Source organism: Streptococcus rubneri (assembly GCF_004785935.1).
Lineage (GTDB): Bacteria > Bacillota > Bacilli > Lactobacillales > Streptococcaceae > Streptococcus > Streptococcus rubneri.
This window is the reverse complement of sequence record NZ_SRRP01000001.1, coordinates 816,351-833,682: the sequence shown is the minus strand read 5'-3', so window position 1 is coordinate 833,682 and position 17,332 is coordinate 816,351. Positions and strand designations below refer to the sequence as shown.

15 protein-coding genes are annotated in these 17,332 nt (G+C 40.1%); all 15 read left to right on the top strand.

Annotated elements, in window-relative coordinates:
- The first annotated feature begins 6 nt into the window (after nt 1–6).
- The 15 genes from E5S68_RS04270 (at nt 7) to E5S68_RS04200 (ending at nt 17,328) form a co-directional block, all read left to right on the top strand.
- Nucleotides 7–726, top strand: coding sequence for a hypothetical protein (locus E5S68_RS04270; protein WP_135782488.1), 720 nt, complete (start codon nt 7–9; stop codon nt 724–726).
- Nucleotides 727–1,029: 303 nt separating this feature from the next.
- Complete coding sequence (locus E5S68_RS04265; RefSeq protein WP_135782487.1) at nt 1,030–2,316, top strand: homoserine dehydrogenase; 1,287 nt, start codon at nt 1,030–1,032, stop codon at nt 2,314–2,316.
- A 1-nt stretch (nt 2,317) separates the two neighbouring features.
- Nucleotides 2,318–3,184 (top strand): homoserine kinase, encoded by an 867-nt coding sequence (gene thrB, locus E5S68_RS04260; protein WP_135782486.1) that lies wholly within the window; start codon nt 2,318–2,320, stop codon nt 3,182–3,184.
- Nucleotides 3,185–3,352: 168 nt separating this feature from the next.
- Nucleotides 3,353–4,276, top strand: a complete 924-nt coding sequence (locus E5S68_RS04255) for a hypothetical protein (RefSeq protein WP_135782485.1) — start codon at nt 3,353–3,355, stop codon at nt 4,274–4,276.
- A 138-nt stretch (nt 4,277–4,414) separates the two neighbouring features.
- A complete protein-coding gene (gene murB, locus E5S68_RS04250; protein WP_135782484.1) occupies nt 4,415–5,317 on the top strand; it encodes a UDP-N-acetylmuramate dehydrogenase in 903 nt (300 codons plus the stop codon).
- A gap of 206 nt (nt 5,318–5,523) precedes the next feature.
- Nucleotides 5,524–6,681: an ABC transporter ATP-binding protein gene (locus E5S68_RS04245; RefSeq protein WP_135782483.1), complete on the top strand. Its 1,158-nt coding sequence runs from the start codon at nt 5,524–5,526 to the stop codon at nt 6,679–6,681.
- On the top strand, nt 6,662–7,468 hold the full coding sequence (locus E5S68_RS04240; protein ID WP_135782482.1) for an ABC transporter permease: 807 nt from the start codon (nt 6,662–6,664) through the stop codon (nt 7,466–7,468). The genes E5S68_RS04245 and E5S68_RS04240 overlap by 20 nt, the downstream gene beginning before the upstream one ends.
- Entirely contained in the window at nt 7,465–8,238 is a 774-nt protein-coding gene (locus E5S68_RS04235) for an ABC transporter permease (protein WP_135782481.1), read from the top strand. Before E5S68_RS04240 ends, E5S68_RS04235 begins: the two co-directional genes overlap by 4 nt.
- Entirely contained in the window at nt 8,235–9,305 is a 1,071-nt protein-coding gene (locus E5S68_RS04230; protein ID WP_135782480.1) for an ABC transporter substrate-binding protein, read from the top strand. The genes E5S68_RS04235 and E5S68_RS04230 overlap by 4 nt, the downstream gene beginning before the upstream one ends.
- Before the next feature lie 274 nt (nt 9,306–9,579).
- Nucleotides 9,580–12,567: a CocE/NonD family hydrolase gene (locus E5S68_RS04225; RefSeq protein ID WP_135782479.1), complete on the top strand. Its 2,988-nt coding sequence runs from the start codon at nt 9,580–9,582 to the stop codon at nt 12,565–12,567.
- Nucleotides 12,568–12,753: 186 nt separating this feature from the next.
- Entirely contained in the window at nt 12,754–13,464 is a 711-nt protein-coding gene (locus tag E5S68_RS04220) for a glycosyltransferase family 2 protein (protein WP_135782478.1), read from the top strand.
- Between the two features lies 1 nt (nt 13,465).
- Nucleotides 13,466–13,795 (top strand): DUF2304 domain-containing protein, encoded by a 330-nt coding sequence (locus tag E5S68_RS04215; protein ID WP_135782477.1) that lies wholly within the window; start codon nt 13,466–13,468, stop codon nt 13,793–13,795.
- Entirely contained in the window at nt 13,785–15,068 is a 1,284-nt protein-coding gene (locus E5S68_RS04210; RefSeq protein WP_135782476.1) for a lipopolysaccharide biosynthesis protein, read from the top strand. The genes E5S68_RS04215 and E5S68_RS04210 overlap by 11 nt, the downstream gene beginning before the upstream one ends.
- On the top strand, nt 15,058–15,840 hold the full coding sequence (locus E5S68_RS04205) for a glycosyltransferase family 2 protein (RefSeq protein ID WP_135782475.1): 783 nt from the start codon (nt 15,058–15,060) through the stop codon (nt 15,838–15,840). Before E5S68_RS04210 ends, E5S68_RS04205 begins: the two co-directional genes overlap by 11 nt.
- A gap of 9 nt (nt 15,841–15,849) precedes the next feature.
- A complete protein-coding gene (locus E5S68_RS04200; protein WP_135782474.1) occupies nt 15,850–17,328 on the top strand; it encodes a DUF2142 domain-containing protein in 1,479 nt (492 codons plus the stop codon).
- The last annotated feature ends 4 nt before the right edge of the window (nt 17,329–17,332 follow it).

Sequence of the window (17,332 nt, the reverse complement as noted above, 5' to 3'; positions counted from 1 at the left end):
AGTAACATGTTTAAATCATTCTTTAAAAAATATTCCATCTGTATAGCTTTCCTCCTGCTTTTCTTTCTTGTTGGATGCGCACAAAAAAATGTAGAAAAGACTACAAAAGAAAGTTCTTCTGCCTCTGTTTCGAAAGTAGAAAAAACAACACAAGAAACCTCTCCAACTCCTGTTTCTTTAGATGGCACATGGAAGGTTCATAATATTCGTGAAACTCTTGAAAGGTTTGCAATATATCAAAATTTCAAAGAGGACGGGGGGTTGAAACTTGTGAATTTGTTGTCTTCCCTTATCAATGCTGAGTTGACGATTAATGGGACCGACGTTCAATACCATATTGCTTATGACAATACTGAAGTCTTAAAATTAGATTACGAAGTTAGTGGAAGTTACAATTATGATTCGTTTGACGAATACATTCAGCATCTCCAGATGACCAAAGACTATTTGTCTAAGTTACCAAATAGCTCAGGTGGCTACAACGAGGATATGACAGCTGTTGATTTAACCATGAATGGGGGAGTTTTAGATCCAAATAAAGGAACTATTAGTTTCGAACGAGCATTGTGGCTCACACCAAATTTCTTTTTAATTCCAGATCCAGCTGGTACCTCACCAATTTATGAATACACGCTTGACGGTGATATCTTAACCTTAAAAATATCAGGGTATGACAAGTGGGAGGAAAATAACAAATATTACTTTATTCAATTTAAGAAAGAATAATGCCTATATTCGGAACGACCTCATTTGAACCTATTAAAGACGACCTCCTTCTCACAGAAAGTTTCTGAATTAATGTTAAAAACTGCTGATTGAGTATAGTGAATAACTTATTTGATACGATAGGGACAAAAATCCCTATCGTATTTTCTATAATGAAAAACCATAAAAAGTCATTGATAGATGAGCTAGTCCTATTGTTTTTTGAAAATAAAGAAGATTCTATCCTAAATAGTCATAGAAGTGGCCAGATACTGCATTTTTTTGATATAATGGAGCTATATTTTGAAATTCAAGGAGACGAAAATGTCTGTAAAAATTGCTTTATTAGGATTTGGAACTGTTGCGAGTGGAGTGCCGTTTTTGTTGAAGGAAAATAAAGAGAAGATTCTTCAATCAGCTCAGTCTGAGATTGAAGTGGCTAAAGTACTTGTCAAAGATGATGCGGAGAAAGACCGCTTATTAGCAGCTGGCAATGATTTTGATTTTGTGACTAATGTAGATGAGATCTTGGAAGATTCAGATATTGCCATCGTGGTTGAATTGATGGGGCGGATCGAACCTGCTAAGACTTTTATTACACGTGCTCTTCAAGCTGGAAAACATGTCGTAACTGCTAATAAAGATTTGCTTGCCGTTCATGGGGCTGAGTTGATTGCAATAGCCAAAGAACATGGTGTTGCCCTCTATTATGAAGCAGCAGTAGCTGGGGGAATTCCAATCCTTCGTACCTTGGTCAACTCTCTTGCTGCAGATAAGGTCACTCGTGTCCTCGGTGTGGTGAACGGAACATCTAATTTCATGATGACCAAGATGGTCGAAGAAGGTTGGTCTTATGAGGATGCCTTAGCTAAGGCACAAGAGTTAGGCTATGCGGAAAGTGATCCGACTAATGATGTAGATGGAATTGATGCGGCATACAAGATGGTTATTCTCAGCCAGTTTGCCTTCGGAATGGATGTACAATTTGACCAAGTCGGTCATAAGGGCATTCGTAAGATTACTCCTCAAGATGTTGCTGTGGCTCAAAGTTTGGGCTATGTGATTAAATTGGTCGGTTCTATTGAAGAGACTCCTTCCGGCCTTGTAGTAGAAGTAACTCCAACTTTCTTGCCAAAAGCTCATCCACTAGCTGGAGTTAATGGTGTCATGAATGCTGTCTATGTGGAGTCTATTGGGATTGGAGAGTCCATGTACTATGGACCTGGTGCTGGTCAAAAACCTACAGCCACTAGCGTAGTAGCAGATATTATCCGGATTGTTCGTCGCCTCAATGAGGGGACGATTGGTAAATCCTTTAACGAATACAGCCGTCCTGTTCAATTGGCTAAACCAGAAGATGTGAAGAGTGATTACTACTTCTCGATTCAAACACCAGACATGAAGGGACAATTGCTGAAGTTGGCACAAATTTTCAATCAAGAAGATGTTTCCTTTAAGCAAGTCCTCCAAGAAGGTGCCAAAGATTCTGTGGCAAGAGTTGTCATTATTACTCACCAATTGAATCAAACGCAACTGCAACACATCATTGAAAAAATTGATGAAGAAGCAGACTTTACCTTGTTGAATACCTTTAAAGTATTGGGAGAATAAGATGAGAATTACAGTACCAGCGACCAGTGCCAATGTCGGTCCAGGATTTGATTCTGTTGGAATCGCTGTTTCTAAGTATTTGATCATTGAGGTATTGGAGCCTCGAGCGAGTTGGCTAATCGACCATGACCTTGGAGAAGAAATTCCTACGAATGAGGAGAATCTCTTACTTAAAACGGCGCTTCAACTAGCACCAGATCTCCCTCCCCATCATCTTAAAATGATCAGTGAGGTCCCTCTAGCACGTGGCTTAGGATCATCTAGCTCTGTCATTGTAGCCGGTATTGAGCTAGCCAACCAGTTGGGCAACTTATCCCTTTCAGACCACGATAAACTGGAGATCGCCACTAAAATTGAAGGGCATCCCGACAACGTAGCTCCAGCCATTTTTGGGAATCTTGTGGTTGCTAGTTATGTGGATCAGCAAACCAATCATTTGGTTCTTCCATTTCCTGAATGTGCTCTGGTTGCCTTTGTTCCGAATTACGAACTAAAGACCAGTGATAGCCGGAATGTCCTTCCAAAAGAGTGGACCTACAAAGAAGCAGTTGCTGCCAGTGCGATTGCGAATGTGGCTATTGCGGCTCTTGCCAAGGGAGATTTGAGGACAGCTGGTCAAGCCATTGAGTCTGACCGCTTCCATGAACGCTACCGTCAACAATTAGTTGCGGAGTTTCCTGAGGTAAAGGAAGTAGCGCATCAACATGAGGCCTATGCAACTTATCTCTCCGGTGCAGGTCCAACTATTATGACCTTGCTCCCAGTTGATCATGCAGAAGCATTTGCTAAAGACTTGGAGTCTAAGGGCTTAAATGGTCAAGTCTTTGTCTTAAGCGTAGATACGAGAGGTGTTTCGGTTAAGGACTAAGCCAAGCGTATTTTAGATCAAAAAAAATGATTAGATAGGCCTTTAGGGTCTATCTAATTTTTGGATTCTATGATAAAATAATGGTGTTAAAAATTATTGGTCTGTCAAATTATTTTAGGATAAAAATAATGTTTTTGGTCCATTGATAGACAAAAGAGGGAGTATACAATGAAAGATTTTGAACGTCACCAACTGGCTACAGAACTTGGTTTGCAATTTGACCCAGAAACTTCAGTTATTTTTGGAGAAAATTCCGGCTACTTTTTCTTGATCCAGGAAACGGATAAAAATGTTTTTCGTATTACGATTTCTGTTAGCCGTGATGATGAAGACTATGGTGCAAGTGAATTGCAACAATTGGTTTCTGATTCTTCTGTTCTTAAAAGTATCGAACGAAACCAATATACAACGACGTACTTGGTTAAAACTGGTATGACCAAGAAAAAAATGAGTGAAAATATTCAACAGGCTGTGACTGATATTGCTCAATTGCTTCAAACAAAAGATTTCCATAATATTTGTGGGTTCACAGGTCAAGCTGGAGAAGTCGGTCTTTACCAGATTGATGATTCACTCTTTATCATGAATGAGGATAGTTTCCAACAAGTAGCAGCTCAACAAAAACTTGAAGCAGATTCTTATAAGAGTCAGAAAGAAAATGTCGTCATGGGAATCGTAGGAGCCTTTTTGGGGGCTATTCTCGGTGGAGCAGTTGCTTTAGTGATTGCGCGTTTAGGCTATGTGTCTTATATTTCTGGTTTTGTCCTTGGAGTCTGCATTGTTAAGGGGTATGAATTGCTAGGGAGAAAGTTCACCAAGAAGGGGGCTTTGATTTCGGTAGTCTTTATGCTTCTTGCCATCGTTCTTGTTCACCAATTCGACTATGCTTTCGAAATTGTGAAGCAGTTGGGCTATGATTTTACGGATGCCTTTGCTCTCATTAATGAAGCTGCCTTAGCTGGTGATGTTCCGGAAAATTATTTCTTTAATTTCTTCATGTTGCTAGGTTTCACAGGTATTGGGGCTGGGGTTGCTATTAGTTCAGCGATGTCAGTACAAAAGACTAGAGGACTCGTTCGTAAGATTGCCTAAGACTTCCCTCTTGAAAACACAATTTAATAGATAATATTCGGAATCAGTTAAAAGCTGGTTCCGTTTTTGACTTCCTAGTCGAAAAATAGGTCGCTTTTTGATATAATGGATGAGATAATGTAAAGAAAGAGTAGCGAGATGGAAATCCTAGAATTATTAAAAGAAGACTTAGATGGCATTGAGGTTTTGTTCAATGAGCCACTCAAGCAATATACCTATACCAAGGTGGGAGGGGCCGCAGAATATTTAGCTTTCCCTCGCAATCAATATGAATTAAAACGAATTGTCACTTTTGCCAATGCTCATGAGATTCCATGGATGGTTTTGGGGAATTCGTCTAACATCATCGTCCGTGATGGTGGAATTGACGGCTTTGTTATCATGTTTGACCATTTCCGTGATATCAAGGTTAATGGTTACGTCATTGAAGCAGAGGCAGGAGCTAAGCTGATCGATGTGACCCATGTGGCGCGCTATCATAGCTTAACAGGCTTTGAATTTGCTTGTGGGATTCCAGGTAGCATTGGTGGAGCTGTTTATATGAACGCTGGTGCCTATGGTGGTGAGATTGCCCACATTCTCCAATCGTGTAAGGTCTTGACGTCAGAAGGAGATATTAAAACCTTAACAGCAGAAGAATTAGCCTTTGGCTATCGTCATTCCAAGATCCAAGAGACAGGAGATGTGGTGATTGCTGCTAAGTTTGCCTTAGCTCCAGGTAATTATGATCAGATCAATCAAGAAATGGCTCGCTTGACACATTTGCGAGAACTGAAACAACCTCTCGAATACCCGTCTTGTGGTTCGGTCTTTAAACGGCCAGTTGGTCACTTTGCTGGTCAATTGATTAGTGAAGCAGGACTGAAGGGACACCGGATTGGTGGTGTAGAGGTTTCTGAAAAGCATGCTGGCTTTATGATCAATGTCGATCATGGTACTGCCAAAGATTATGAAGACTTAATCGCTCATGTCATCGCGACAGTTGAAAAATCAGCTGGTGTGACCTTGGAGCGCGAAGTCCGTATTATTGGGAAAGATTAAGGGTTCGAGATGGAATAAGGGCTACTCTAGGGTAGACCTTTCCTACTTTAGAAGGGGGGTGAGTGCCTATCGATACCGAAAATAGGTGGGGCAGTCTTATAAGTCCCCGAGAGGTGTTGGTGGTCTGACGGGTCCGCTCGTCAGCCTATGAGACTAGTTGGTTGGTCTCAGAAGGAAACGCATGAAAAAGAAGGAATTTATGTGAATTGAAAAAACCAATTATTGAGTTTAGAAATGTCTCAAAAGTATTTGAAGACAGCGATACAGTGGTTCTCAAAGATATCAACTTTGAGTTGGAAGAAGGGAAATTTTATACCCTCCTCGGTGCTTCAGGATCTGGTAAATCAACGATTCTGAATATCATTGCCGGTTTGTTAGACGCTTCAACAGGGGATGTCCTCTTGGATGGTGTTCGGATCAATGATGTGCCGACTAACAAACGGGACGTCCATACCGTCTTCCAATCCTATGCCCTTTTCCCACACATGAATGTGTATGAGAATGTTGCCTTCCCCCTTCGTTTGAAGAAGGTAGACAAGGCTGAAATCGAGAGACGAGTGACAGAAGTCCTTAAGATGGTGCAATTGGGAGGCTTTGAGAAACGTTCCATCCAGAAACTTTCTGGTGGACAACGCCAGCGGGTAGCCATTGCACGGGCGATTATCAATGAACCGCGAGTGGTCCTTTTGGATGAGCCCTTGTCTGCTCTCGATTTGAAGTTGCGGACAGACATGCAGTATGAGCTCCGTGAATTGCAACAACGCCTGGGCATTACCTTTGTTTTTGTAACCCATGACCAGGAAGAAGCGCTAGCGATGAGTGACTGGATCTTCGTCATGAACGAAGGAGAAATTGTCCAGTCAGGGACACCAGTTGATATCTACGATGAGCCCATCAACCATTTTGTTGCGACCTTTATCGGTGAGTCCAACATCCTTCCAGGGATCATGATCGAAGACTACCTAGTAGAATTCAACGGCAAACGCTTTGAGTCGGTCGATGGAGGGATGAGGCCAAACGAACCGGTCGAAGTCGTGATTCGTCCCGAAGACTTGCAGATTACACTGCCTGAAGAAGGCAAGCTGCAGGTGAAGGTGGATACGCAACTTTTCCGTGGCGTTCACTATGAAATCATTGCTTATGATGAATTAGGCAATGAGTGGATGATTCACTCGACGCGTAAGGCTATCGTGGGTGAGGAAATCGGTCTGGACTTTGAGCCTGAAGACATCCACGTCATGCGTCTCAATGAAACGGAAGAAGAGTTTGATGCTCGGATCGAAGAATACGTAGAAGTGGAAGAGCAAGAAGCTGGATTGATCAATGCCATCGAGGAGGAAAGAGATGAAGAAAACAACCTCTAACCTCTTTGTGGTCCCCTACTTTCTCTGGATTCTCCTCTTTGTCTTGGCTCCTGTAGCCTTGATCATTTGGCAATCCTTTGTCAATGTCCAGGGGCAGGGTTCCTTAGAGAATTATCAAACCTTTTTTACAGCGCAGAATTGGACTTATTTGAAGATGAGTTTTAACTCCATTCTCTACGCTGGGATCGTTACCTTTGTAACGCTTTTGATTTCTTACCCGACAGCTTATTTTTTGACCCAACTCAAGCATCGTCAACTCTGGCTCATGCTGATCGTCCTTCCGACCTGGGTCAACCTCCTGCTCAAGGCTTATGCCTTTATCGGGATCTTTGGTCAAGGGGGATCTATTAACCAATTCTTGAGCTTTATTGGGATTGGTCCTCAACAGATCCTCTTTACGGACTTTTCTTTCATTTTTGTCGCTAGTTACATTGAGTTGCCCTTTATGATCCTTCCTATCTTCAATGTCTTAGATGATTTGGATCCAAATCTCATCAATGCTAGCTATGATCTAGGAGCTAATAAGTGGGATACCTTCCGTCGGGTTGTCTTCCCGCTGTCTATGAATGGGGTTCGTTCTGGTGTCCAATCGGTCTTTATTCCAAGTTTGAGTCTCTTCATGTTGACGCGTTTGATCGGAGGAAACCGAGTGATTACGCTGGGGACTGCCATCGAGCAACATTTCCTCACAACGCAAAACTGGGGAATGGGTTCGACCATTGGAGTGGTCTTGATCCTTGCTATGCTCTTAGTCATGTGGGGAACGAGAGAAAGGAGTGAACGATGAAAAAGATTTCACGTATCTATTTAGGATTGATTTTCCTGCTCCTTTATCTACCAATCTTCTACTTGATTGCCTATGCCTTTAATGCTGGCGGGGATATGAATGCTTTTACAGGCTTTACCTTGGAGCATTTCCAAAGTCTCTTTGAGGATACGCGTCTCATGTTGATCCTCTCACAGACCTTCCTTTTGGCCTTCTTGTCAGCCTTGATTGCGACCATTATTGGGACCTTTGGGGCGATCTATATCTACCAATCTAAGAAGAAGTTTGAAGGACCGTTTTTGTCCGTCAATAACATCCTCATGGTGGCACCTGACGTTATGATTGGGGCTAGCTTCCTGATCCTCTTTACGACGATTAAGTTCCAGCTTGGCTTTGCCTCTGTCTTGATGAGTCACGTGGCCTTCTCGATTCCAATCGTAGTCTTGATGGTCTTGCCACGCTTGAAAGAAATGAACCGTGATATGGTCAATGCAGCCTATGATCTAGGAGCTAATCAGGTGCAGATGTTGAAGGAAATCATGCTTCCTTATTTGACACCTGCCATTATCGCTGGTTATTTCATGGCCTTTACCTATTCCTTGGATGACTTTGCGGTGACCTTCTTTGTCACAGGAAATGGTTTTACGACCTTGTCTGTTGAGATTTACTCACGTGCTCGCCAAGGGATTTCATTAAATATCAATGCCCTTTCTGCCCTGGTCTTCCTCTTCAGTATCTTACTGGTGGTCGGCTATTACTTCATCACTAGAGAGAAGGAGGAGACAGTATGAAAAAACTCTATTCATTCTTGCTAGGGATTGTCGTTGTAATCCTCGTGTTAGCGGGGCTAAGTGCCCGTCTTGAAGCCAAGACCAATCCAAAAGACAGTGACAAGCTGGTCATCTACAACTGGGGAGACTATATTGATCCAGAATTGCTCAAGGAATTTACCAAAGAAACAGGTGTTCAAGTCCAATACAATACCTTTGATTCTAATGAAGCCATGTATACTAAGATCAAGCAAGGGGGAACGGCATACGATATTGCTATCCCAAGTGAATACATGATCGCTAAGATGATGGACGAAAACCTGCTTGAAAAGTTGGATAAGTCCAAACTGAAAGGCTTAGACAATATCGACCCACGTTTCTTGGACTTGGATTTTGATCCGGACAATCAGTATTCAGTTCCTTATTTCTGGGGGACTCTTGGCATCATCTACAATAGCAAGATGGTTGATAAGGCTCCTGAGCACTGGGCGGATCTATGGAGACCAGAGTACAAGAATGACATCATGATGTACGATGGGGCGCGTGAGGTTATGGGGATTGGACTCAATAGCTTAGGCTATAGTCTCAATTCCAAGGATCCTCAGCAATTACAAGAGTCTGTTGATAAGCTCTATACCTTGATGCCCAATATCAAGGCCCTTGTAGCCGATGAAATGAAAGGCTACATGATCCAGAACAATGCGGCTATTGGGGTAACCTTCTCCGGTGAAGCCAGTCAAATGCTAGACGCTAATGAAGACCTTCGTTATGTGGTCCCATCAGAAGCCAGCAACCTTTGGTTTGATAATATTGTCATTCCAAAGACGGTGAAGAATAAAGAAGCAGCATATGCCTTTATCAACTTTATGCTTCGTCCAGAAAATGCATATAAGAATGCGCTCTATGTCGGTTATTCCACACCGAACAAAGAAGCTAAGAAGATGCTACCAGAAGAGATCCAAGAAGACCAGGCCTTCTACCCAAGTGATGACACGCTAAAGAATTTAGAAGTCTACGAACAACTTGGCAAGAAGTGGTTGGGCGTCTATAACGATCTCTACCTACAAGTGAAGATGTATCGCAAGTAGGATAAAATTCTATAAAAGTTAAAGCAAGTTTCTACTGGAAAAAAACCGGATTGAAACTTGCTTTTTTGTGTGAAAAGAGGGTTTGAAAACAATAAAATATTTATCATAGGTCCTTTCAATTATTTCAACTTTCAGAAAGATTATATTTATATGATACTTATTTATTTGATTTGACTATAAAGTGTGGAGGGATTACAATGGGAATGTAAACGCTGTCATTATATTTGAAAGGTCTTCCTTATTTCAAACTATAGAAACTTAAAGGAGTTTTATTATGAGGAAAAAGAAGTTGTCTATTATCTTGTCTGCTTTATTGCTCTCACCTATAGTAATAGCCACTCAGGTTCGGGCTGATGAAGTCTCCGAAAAGTCTACTGGAGCAGATACTGAACTAGTCGGTTTGCCAGAACTTGTTTCTACAGAAAATCCTCAGATCAATGCCCAGTATGAAGCTACAAGCCTTGAGTCAGTAGAGGAAGTAGATGCTGAGAAGGAGCGCCCAGTGGAGGTGGACGCTAGCAAGCTAACTGAAACTGACGATACTTTAGGAGGGTTACCGAAACCTTTATCGGTATCAGAAACGCCTGAAAAACTTTCTAGTCTGATTGAAAACCCACATGTGGCAAATCAGAATCTAAGTATAGGGGAAACAGCAGTTGAGTTACTCAAATGGGCAGAGGCCAAACCGGATCAAACGGGTGCAACGGTTGAAGATCGTCTTGAGTTTGCAAAGAGCTTGGGGATGATTCCAGATGGGGTAGGCAAGGATGGGCCTGTCCAGAATCTAAACCATATGATTTCAATCGCTAAGAAATTAAAAGAGGCCTACCGTGCAGAGAAGAAAGCACCACTAATCCTAAATGGAAAGACTCAGCCTATTTTTCCTTTTACTCCGGGTGATGTAGAAACTGGCTATTCCAATGAAAAGAGTGATATTGTCCGATTTGTGGTCTATGTCGAATCAGACTATGATACAGATGGAGATGGTAAAAGAGATCTTATTAAAACATTTGTTCAACTACCGAAAGCTGTTGCCAATGGGGATTTCAAAGCCTCTACTATCTATGAGGCAAGTCCTTACGTAGCAGGAACGACTAATAAGGAAACCCTTGGCGAAATTGGCCTAAAAGAAGAGGGCGAGTTTGACAACAAGAAACTCTATCGTTATGTAGATCCTCGTCGTCAAAATGGTTCTACTACGACTTTATCACATGCCAAAAAGGCGGATTCCAAAGACTGGTACTATAAAAATCCAAACGAGAGTGATGCGACCTTCACTCGCTACGATTATGAAAATATTAACTGGTACAACTATTTCTTGGTTCGGGGCTATGCGGTCGTCACCACATCTGGATTGGGAAGCTATCAGTCAGAGGGAATTAATACAACAGGAAGCGACCTGGAAGTAGCGGGTTATAAGAGTGTCATTGAATGGCTAAATGGCAAACGGGTTGCTTATACAGATAAGACATCGAATATTGCTATTAAAGCAGACTGGTCAAATGGAAAAGTCGGTATGACAGGCCTGTCATGGGCAGGAACCACTACTTTTGGGGTGGCTGCGACAGGAGTCGAAGGCTTGAAGACTATTGTCCCTGCAGCTGGAATCGCAAGTTGGTATGATTATTACAACAGTCAAGGTACGACCTTTAACGTCGGTCCTTATAGAGATTTGTCTCATTTGTCTGTCTATGTATCCAATCGGATTCTAGATCCAGCCGATTGGAGCAAGATTAAAGAGGACTATGCCCGCTACATTACTCAGTTGAATCGCGATCAACATAAACATGGCTATAATTATAGCGACATCTGGAAAAATCGCGATTATACCCTTCATCCAGAAAAATTCAAGGCCAGTGCCCTAGTCATGCATGGGCTAAATGATGATAATGTCAGAACCAAACACTTTGACCTCATGTATCAGACCTTGAAAAAGGCTGGACAGCCCGTGAAACTCTATCTTTATCAAGGGGATCATATTTATCCTGTCAATAAACGCTTCGGAATTAAAGAGGGCCAACAAAGTGTTAGTGACCTTCTCAATCTTTGGTTTAGTCACTACCTATATGATGCAGAAAATCAGGTAGAGTCTTTACCAGAAGTAACCGTGTCTAATAACTACGATCCATCTAAGTGGGAACACTATTCTAGCTGGGAGTCTAGCAATCAATTGACACTGAAGACCCTTTCTAGACGAGAGGAAGAAACCATTAATAATGATTACTATGGGGCAGGGATGGATTGGACCAATCGGGATTCTCATACCACCAAGCAATCGTCTACTGCCAATGCTTTGTTTGCAGCTGAGGCTACCGAAGATGTGACTATTAAAGGGCATATTCCCGTCCATTTCCAAGCTGCCTTAGCCAAGCTAACCAATCAAGAGATCAAAGACTACCAAGTCAATGTGCAACTGGTCGATCTCTCCGATGAGGAATTTGATGTCGCTTCCAATAAGATTACCTATGATGAAGCTGGCTACAAGTACCAAGAAATGCCTCTCAATACGCTTTCTGAATCAGGCTACTGGATGGGAAGCAATCTAAAAAATATTGCCAACAAACAATTTGGAACCATTAAAACCAAGTATAAGGTCATCTCTTCTGGTTGGATCAACCTAGCAAATCCTGATGCAGGCTATGCCTCCGCTAGCTCAGGTAGTAGCATCGATCCCAAGGTAGGAGAGTTTCGGAACTACACCGTCTATCTACAACCAAATCTTTACACGGTTAAGAAGGGGCATAAACTGGGCTTAGTCTTTACCACCTTTGATAGTAACTATGTCTGGACGGATGATCCGTACTCCTATCGCTTGAAAACACGGTCCATCGTAGCAGAAATACCAACTGTTCAAAAAAGTAGTCTTCGCTATGCTTGGTATGTTCCAAATGAAAAGGATGAGGCTTATCAGGTCCTTCCACTGGTTGAAGAACCCCTACCAGAGTATCCATTGGATCCCCTTGTACCATCCGTGAATCAGAAGGAGCAGACACCAAACAAGGAATATACACCATACAAGTCAGGTTCATTAGCAGTTAAGTCTAGCAAGAAGGATACGATGGCACCACTAGCTGTCAACTACCAACAAGAAACACCAGAGACGGTGGATGAAGAGCTCCCTCAAGTAAGCAGTACTCGTAAGGAAGGCCTTTATTTGCCGCAAACTGGAATGACCACCAACTTTGAAGTCACTTCAAGTGTATTAGGAATCGTTCTTTTAGTCGGAATGGGAATGATCCAACTAAAAGAAAGAGAAAATTAGTACTGTTAAGGACAGTGAGTACAAGACCATAATCGTCGTTTGAAGAACGGTTATGGTCTTTTTACTAATAAGTAGGAGAGATGATTTTTTAGTAGTTTGCGTACTTCTAAGCACTATCCTGAACTAGAAAAAAAGCCTTAAATATAGTATAATGAAGTGATACACTAAGAAGGGAAATTGTAAGGATTGAGAACTTCAGAATTGCTAATTATTATTCCTGCTTACAACGAAAGTGGGAATATTGAAAAGACAATCAAGATGATTGAAGATCATACTCCGGAGTTTGATTATGTTATTATCAATGATTGTTCAACGGATCATACTCTAGAGATTTGTAAGAAGAATCACTTTAATGTCATTGATTTACCCATCAATTTAGGAATTGGTGGTGCTGTTCAAACGGGTTATCAATACGCTGTTCAAGAGGGATACCAGTATGCAGTCCAAGTAGATGGCGACGGGCAACACAATCCGGAATTTATTAAAAATATGTTGAGGGTGCTTCAGGAACGAAAGGTCAACATGGTCATTGGATCACGGTTCATTGAAAACCAAGGTTTCCAATCCTCCTTCCTTCGTCGAATCGGGATCACCTTCTTTGAAAAATTGATTAAATTATTGACGGGACAGAAGGTAACTGACCCAACTTCAGGCTTGCGCGTAGTTGATAGGAAAGTGATTGAGGAATTTGCTAAGCAATATCCAAGTGATTATCCAGAACCTGAGACTATTGTTTCTCTCTTGATGTCAGGCTACTCGGTTACTGAAGTGCCAGTCTTGATGAATGAGCGAGAACATGGTGAATCATCTATTACCCTAAGTAAATCAGTCTATTATATGATTAAAGTGACAGTGGCCATGCTACTAGCAAGAATGACTGGAGGCCAAAAGAAGTAAGATGTTAAATATTTGGTTATCGCTTATTGTTATTGCATTTCTTGTTTACATACTTAGATTGGTTGTTAAACAAGTCGTTGAGATGAAAAATGTCATTTCTTGGCTCTTACTCTGTGTACTCTCTTTACCAGTAATCTGGTTTCCGAGAGTAATAGAAGGGGCATCTAAATTTATAGGGATCCAAGTTCCAAGTAATTTAGTCTTCTTTTTAGGTTTTTGTTTACTGGTTTATTTGAACTTTTCATTAACTCGTTTGACCTCTAAACAAGCCGTTCAAATTAGACAACTAGCACAAAAGATTGCTTTACAGGATAAGAACCATGAAGAGTAATCAAAATGTTTCAACAGAAAAAATCTATCTTTGGAATTTAATTGGGAATTTAGCTTTCTCAGGATCCTCTGTTTTATTTACTTTAATTGTGACGAGATTAACCTCTCCTATTGAAGCAGATTCTTTTAGTCTGGCATACGGTATTGCGGCTATTTTGGTAGTTGTTGGCATGTTTCAGGTTCGTAGTTATCAAGCAACAGATGTTTCTTTTAGACATAGTTTTACCAGTTATTTCTTAGCAAGGTGTATATCATTGACCTTAATGGTCCTAGTATTTTTTCCCTATTTATCAATCTCTAAAATTGACTTAAACGAGAGGGAAAAGGTTGCTATTATTGCTCTTTATGTCCTATTTCGTATGTGTGAAGCAATATCGGATCTATTTCAAGGTCTTTTTCAACAACATGAACGATTGGATATTGCTGGAAAGTCTATGACCATTCGGTACACTTTCAGTACTATTTTCTTATTTATTTTGCTCTATACTACTAAGTCCCTTGTAAGCTCTTTAACATTATTAGTAGTTCTTAATTTTCTTTTCGTTATGGGATATGATTTTGTGAAGGCAAGATCATTCGAGAGAATAGATTTTTCTTCTATAGAGTTTAAGAGTCTTTTAGTTGATGCATGTTCAATATTAAAAAATTGCATCCCCTTATTTATTAGTGGTTTTTTGCTAGCCTATATTTTCAATGAGCCAAGAATTGCAATAGATATGGAGATTCGGCTGGGTCACTTAATTGAGGGTACGCAAAGGGATTACAATATTCTTTTCATGCCAGTGTTCTTTATGAGTCTATTTATTTTAATTCTTAGACCTTTAACCACGCAATTAGCCATCTTCTGGAAGGATAAAGAATATAAAAGGTTTGATGGGATTATTGTTAAATTACTTGTGATTATTTTAGGACTTGGATTTGTTTTGACTCTAGTTGCTTATTTTATTGGGACTCCAATTTTGAGTGTTGTTTTTGGGTTAGATTTAAACCGATATAAAGAAACATTAGCTATTCTTGTATTTTCTGGAATATTATATTCGATTGGAATTGTATTTGGGGATGTGATGACTGTTTTAAGACGTCAATCCTATCTATTACCCGTCTATTTATTAATGTTTGTTGCCTCTAAATTGACAAATTTACAATTTGTACAAAGAAGTGGTCTATTTGGAGCGTCCCTTAGTTTTTTACTGGTAATGGTTGTATATTTTATTGGGAGTATTGTCTCTTATTGGATTGCAAGAAGGTTAGAAAGGAAGGATTATGTCCTTTAAAGATCAACATACTTGGGTAATTTGTGCCTATGGCGAAAGCCATTATTTAGAAAATTGTATTTTGTCCCTCAAAAATCAAACGGTGAAATCTCAAATTATATGTTACACCTCCACCTTACTTCCGTCTATTGAGGACTTGTGTAAAAAATACAATATTCCACTTTTCCATAAAGTGGGAGGGGGAATCGGAAAAGACTGGAACAATGCCCTCTCTTTTGTAGAAAGTCAGTATACAACTATTGCTCATCAGGATGATTATTACGAACCGACCTATCTGGAAAAGATTGCAAATAAGATCGGTGGTAAGGAGCAATGGAGCATTGCATTTTCTGATTATTTTGAGGAGAAAAATGGGACAGTCATTCCAGCGAATGCTAATTTAAAGATTAAATCCTTAATGTTACGAACTATGGCTGTTTTCCCGTCCTCGAAATGGTGGAGGAAGAGGATTCTAGCTTTTGGAAATCCGATTTGCTGTCCAGCAGTTACTTATAATTTAAGTGCATTAAAAGATTTTCAATTTGATGAAAAAATGAGAGTAAGTTTGGATTGGTATGCGTGGTACAAGATCAACCAGTACCCCGGCCAGTTTGTATATGTACCTGAGAAATTGATGTGCCATAGGATCCATGAAGAATCGGAAACCTCAAAGACAATTTCTGACAATACTAGGACGATTGAAGATCAGATGATGTATGAAAAATTTTGGCCAAAATGGATTGCGGATTTGTTAATGAATCAATATGTGAAAAGTCAGAAGACAAATAATTAGGAGGAGAGGATGAATTTTCTTATCGAAAGTTATGAGAGAAATAAAAAGTACGCCGTTGCATTTCTTGCTTTAGCATCCTGCATCGCTATTATTTATACAAAATGGTTTATTGATTTTCCTAAAATTGGTGTTTTGTGTGCCATCAGTTTTTCACTATTAATCTTCTTCTTACCTAAAAAAAATATTGGAACTTTTTTAGCCATGCTTGTAAGCGGAGTGGCATTTGCTATCATCACACCCGTTTTAAATACACCAGACGAGCAGGTCCATCTGGCTAGAACGATTCATATTGTCGAAGGTGATGTCAATATGGATAATAAAAATATTCATATTACGGAAGACTATTTTGATGTCTATAAGAATTTTAAAGCCCCTTTTACTAAATCCTCTTTATTTCATGAAGAGCAAACAACGAAACAGGTTGGATTCGGGAAAGAAACGGATTATCGAGCAACTAATTCATATTGGTTTATAGGATATCTTCCACAAGCAATCGGTTACGGAATAGGAAAAGTTCTTCATCTAAGCGTGGGTGTATCCTATTACTTGGGAAGAATATTTAATGTCTTTGCTTATTGTATTCTCGCCTTTATAGCGATTAAATTGAGTGGGAAGGCTAAGCAACTAATGACTATGGTTGCCTTGTTCCCAATGAACCTTGTACTTGCAGCTTCTTATAACCAAGACAGTGTTTCCTTAGGTTTGATTTACATCATTGTCTCTTTGTTTATTAATTTTGTAAGCAATGAAGACAAGATTGTTCAATTAAAAGACTTATTGCTATTCACTTCCTTGTGTCTTCTTCTGGTGACGATGAAATTACCATACGTTTTATTGATTGGCTTATTATTGTTTATTCCTAGGAAGAAAATAAATTGTAGGTATTATTACCTATTGGCTATTGCTTTAATTGCCCTTGTATTTGCATTTACAATATTCTGGTATGTTTTATCTCAGCAAGTGAGGATTGAAAATTTCAAACTAGATGGGGCTGATGTTAAGAACCAACTAATGAATCTTCTTACTAAGCCTAAATTGTACCTTCCAGTTGTTTTGAAGGAAGTTTTATTATCTGTTAGCCATTTAAACCAGTTGTACACTTTTGGTTGGTTGGACCTATCTATGTCAGAAGTTCTAATCCCTATCTATTCTCTCTATACGCTGATTACGTTTTCTAATGTAGGAAAAATAAAGTTACCAAAAGTTTCAGTGGTAGGTGCTTGCTTAGTATCTCTTGCGATTGTAGGATTGATTTCTTTAACACTATACTTAACCTGGACACCAGTTGGAAATGCTGAAGTACTGGGGGTACAAGGTCGGTACTATTTAGGAGTTGTTGCGTTGATGCTTCCTGTCATTTGTAGCATCTTTAAAAAACAAGAGTCAGAAGAAAAAACATTTTCTGATACATTTATTGTTCAAAGTAGTTTAATCGTTTTAGCTTTAACGGTGATTCATACAATTTCAGTATTATATGCTATTGTATAGGTGA

Bases quoted from the DNA above. Each gene is read 5' to 3' on its own strand.
- E5S68_RS04270 (WP_135782488.1), top strand. From the start codon at position 7: ATGTTTAAATCATTCTTTAAAAAATATTCCATCTGTATAGCTTTCCTC.
- E5S68_RS04265 (WP_135782487.1), top strand. From the start codon at position 1,030: ATGTCTGTAAAAATTGCTTTATTAGGATTTGGAACTGTTGCGAGTGGA.
- thrB (WP_135782486.1), top strand. From the start codon at position 2,318: ATGAGAATTACAGTACCAGCGACCAGTGCCAATGTCGGTCCAGGATTT.
- E5S68_RS04255 (WP_135782485.1), top strand. From the start codon at position 3,353: ATGAAAGATTTTGAACGTCACCAACTGGCTACAGAACTTGGTTTGCAA.
- murB (WP_135782484.1), top strand. From the start codon at position 4,415: ATGGAAATCCTAGAATTATTAAAAGAAGACTTAGATGGCATTGAGGTT.
- E5S68_RS04240 (WP_135782482.1), top strand. From the start codon at position 6,662: ATGAAGAAAACAACCTCTAACCTCTTTGTGGTCCCCTACTTTCTCTGG.
- E5S68_RS04235 (WP_135782481.1), top strand. From the start codon at position 7,465: ATGAAAAAGATTTCACGTATCTATTTAGGATTGATTTTCCTGCTCCTT.
- E5S68_RS04230 (WP_135782480.1), top strand. From the start codon at position 8,235: ATGAAAAAACTCTATTCATTCTTGCTAGGGATTGTCGTTGTAATCCTC.
- E5S68_RS04225 (WP_135782479.1), top strand. From the start codon at position 9,580: ATGAGGAAAAAGAAGTTGTCTATTATCTTGTCTGCTTTATTGCTCTCA.
- E5S68_RS04215 (WP_135782477.1), top strand. From the start codon at position 13,466: ATGTTAAATATTTGGTTATCGCTTATTGTTATTGCATTTCTTGTTTAC.
- E5S68_RS04210 (WP_135782476.1), top strand. From the start codon at position 13,785: ATGAAGAGTAATCAAAATGTTTCAACAGAAAAAATCTATCTTTGGAAT.
- E5S68_RS04205 (WP_135782475.1), top strand. From the start codon at position 15,058: ATGTCCTTTAAAGATCAACATACTTGGGTAATTTGTGCCTATGGCGAA.
- E5S68_RS04200 (WP_135782474.1), top strand. From the start codon at position 15,850: ATGAATTTTCTTATCGAAAGTTATGAGAGAAATAAAAAGTACGCCGTT.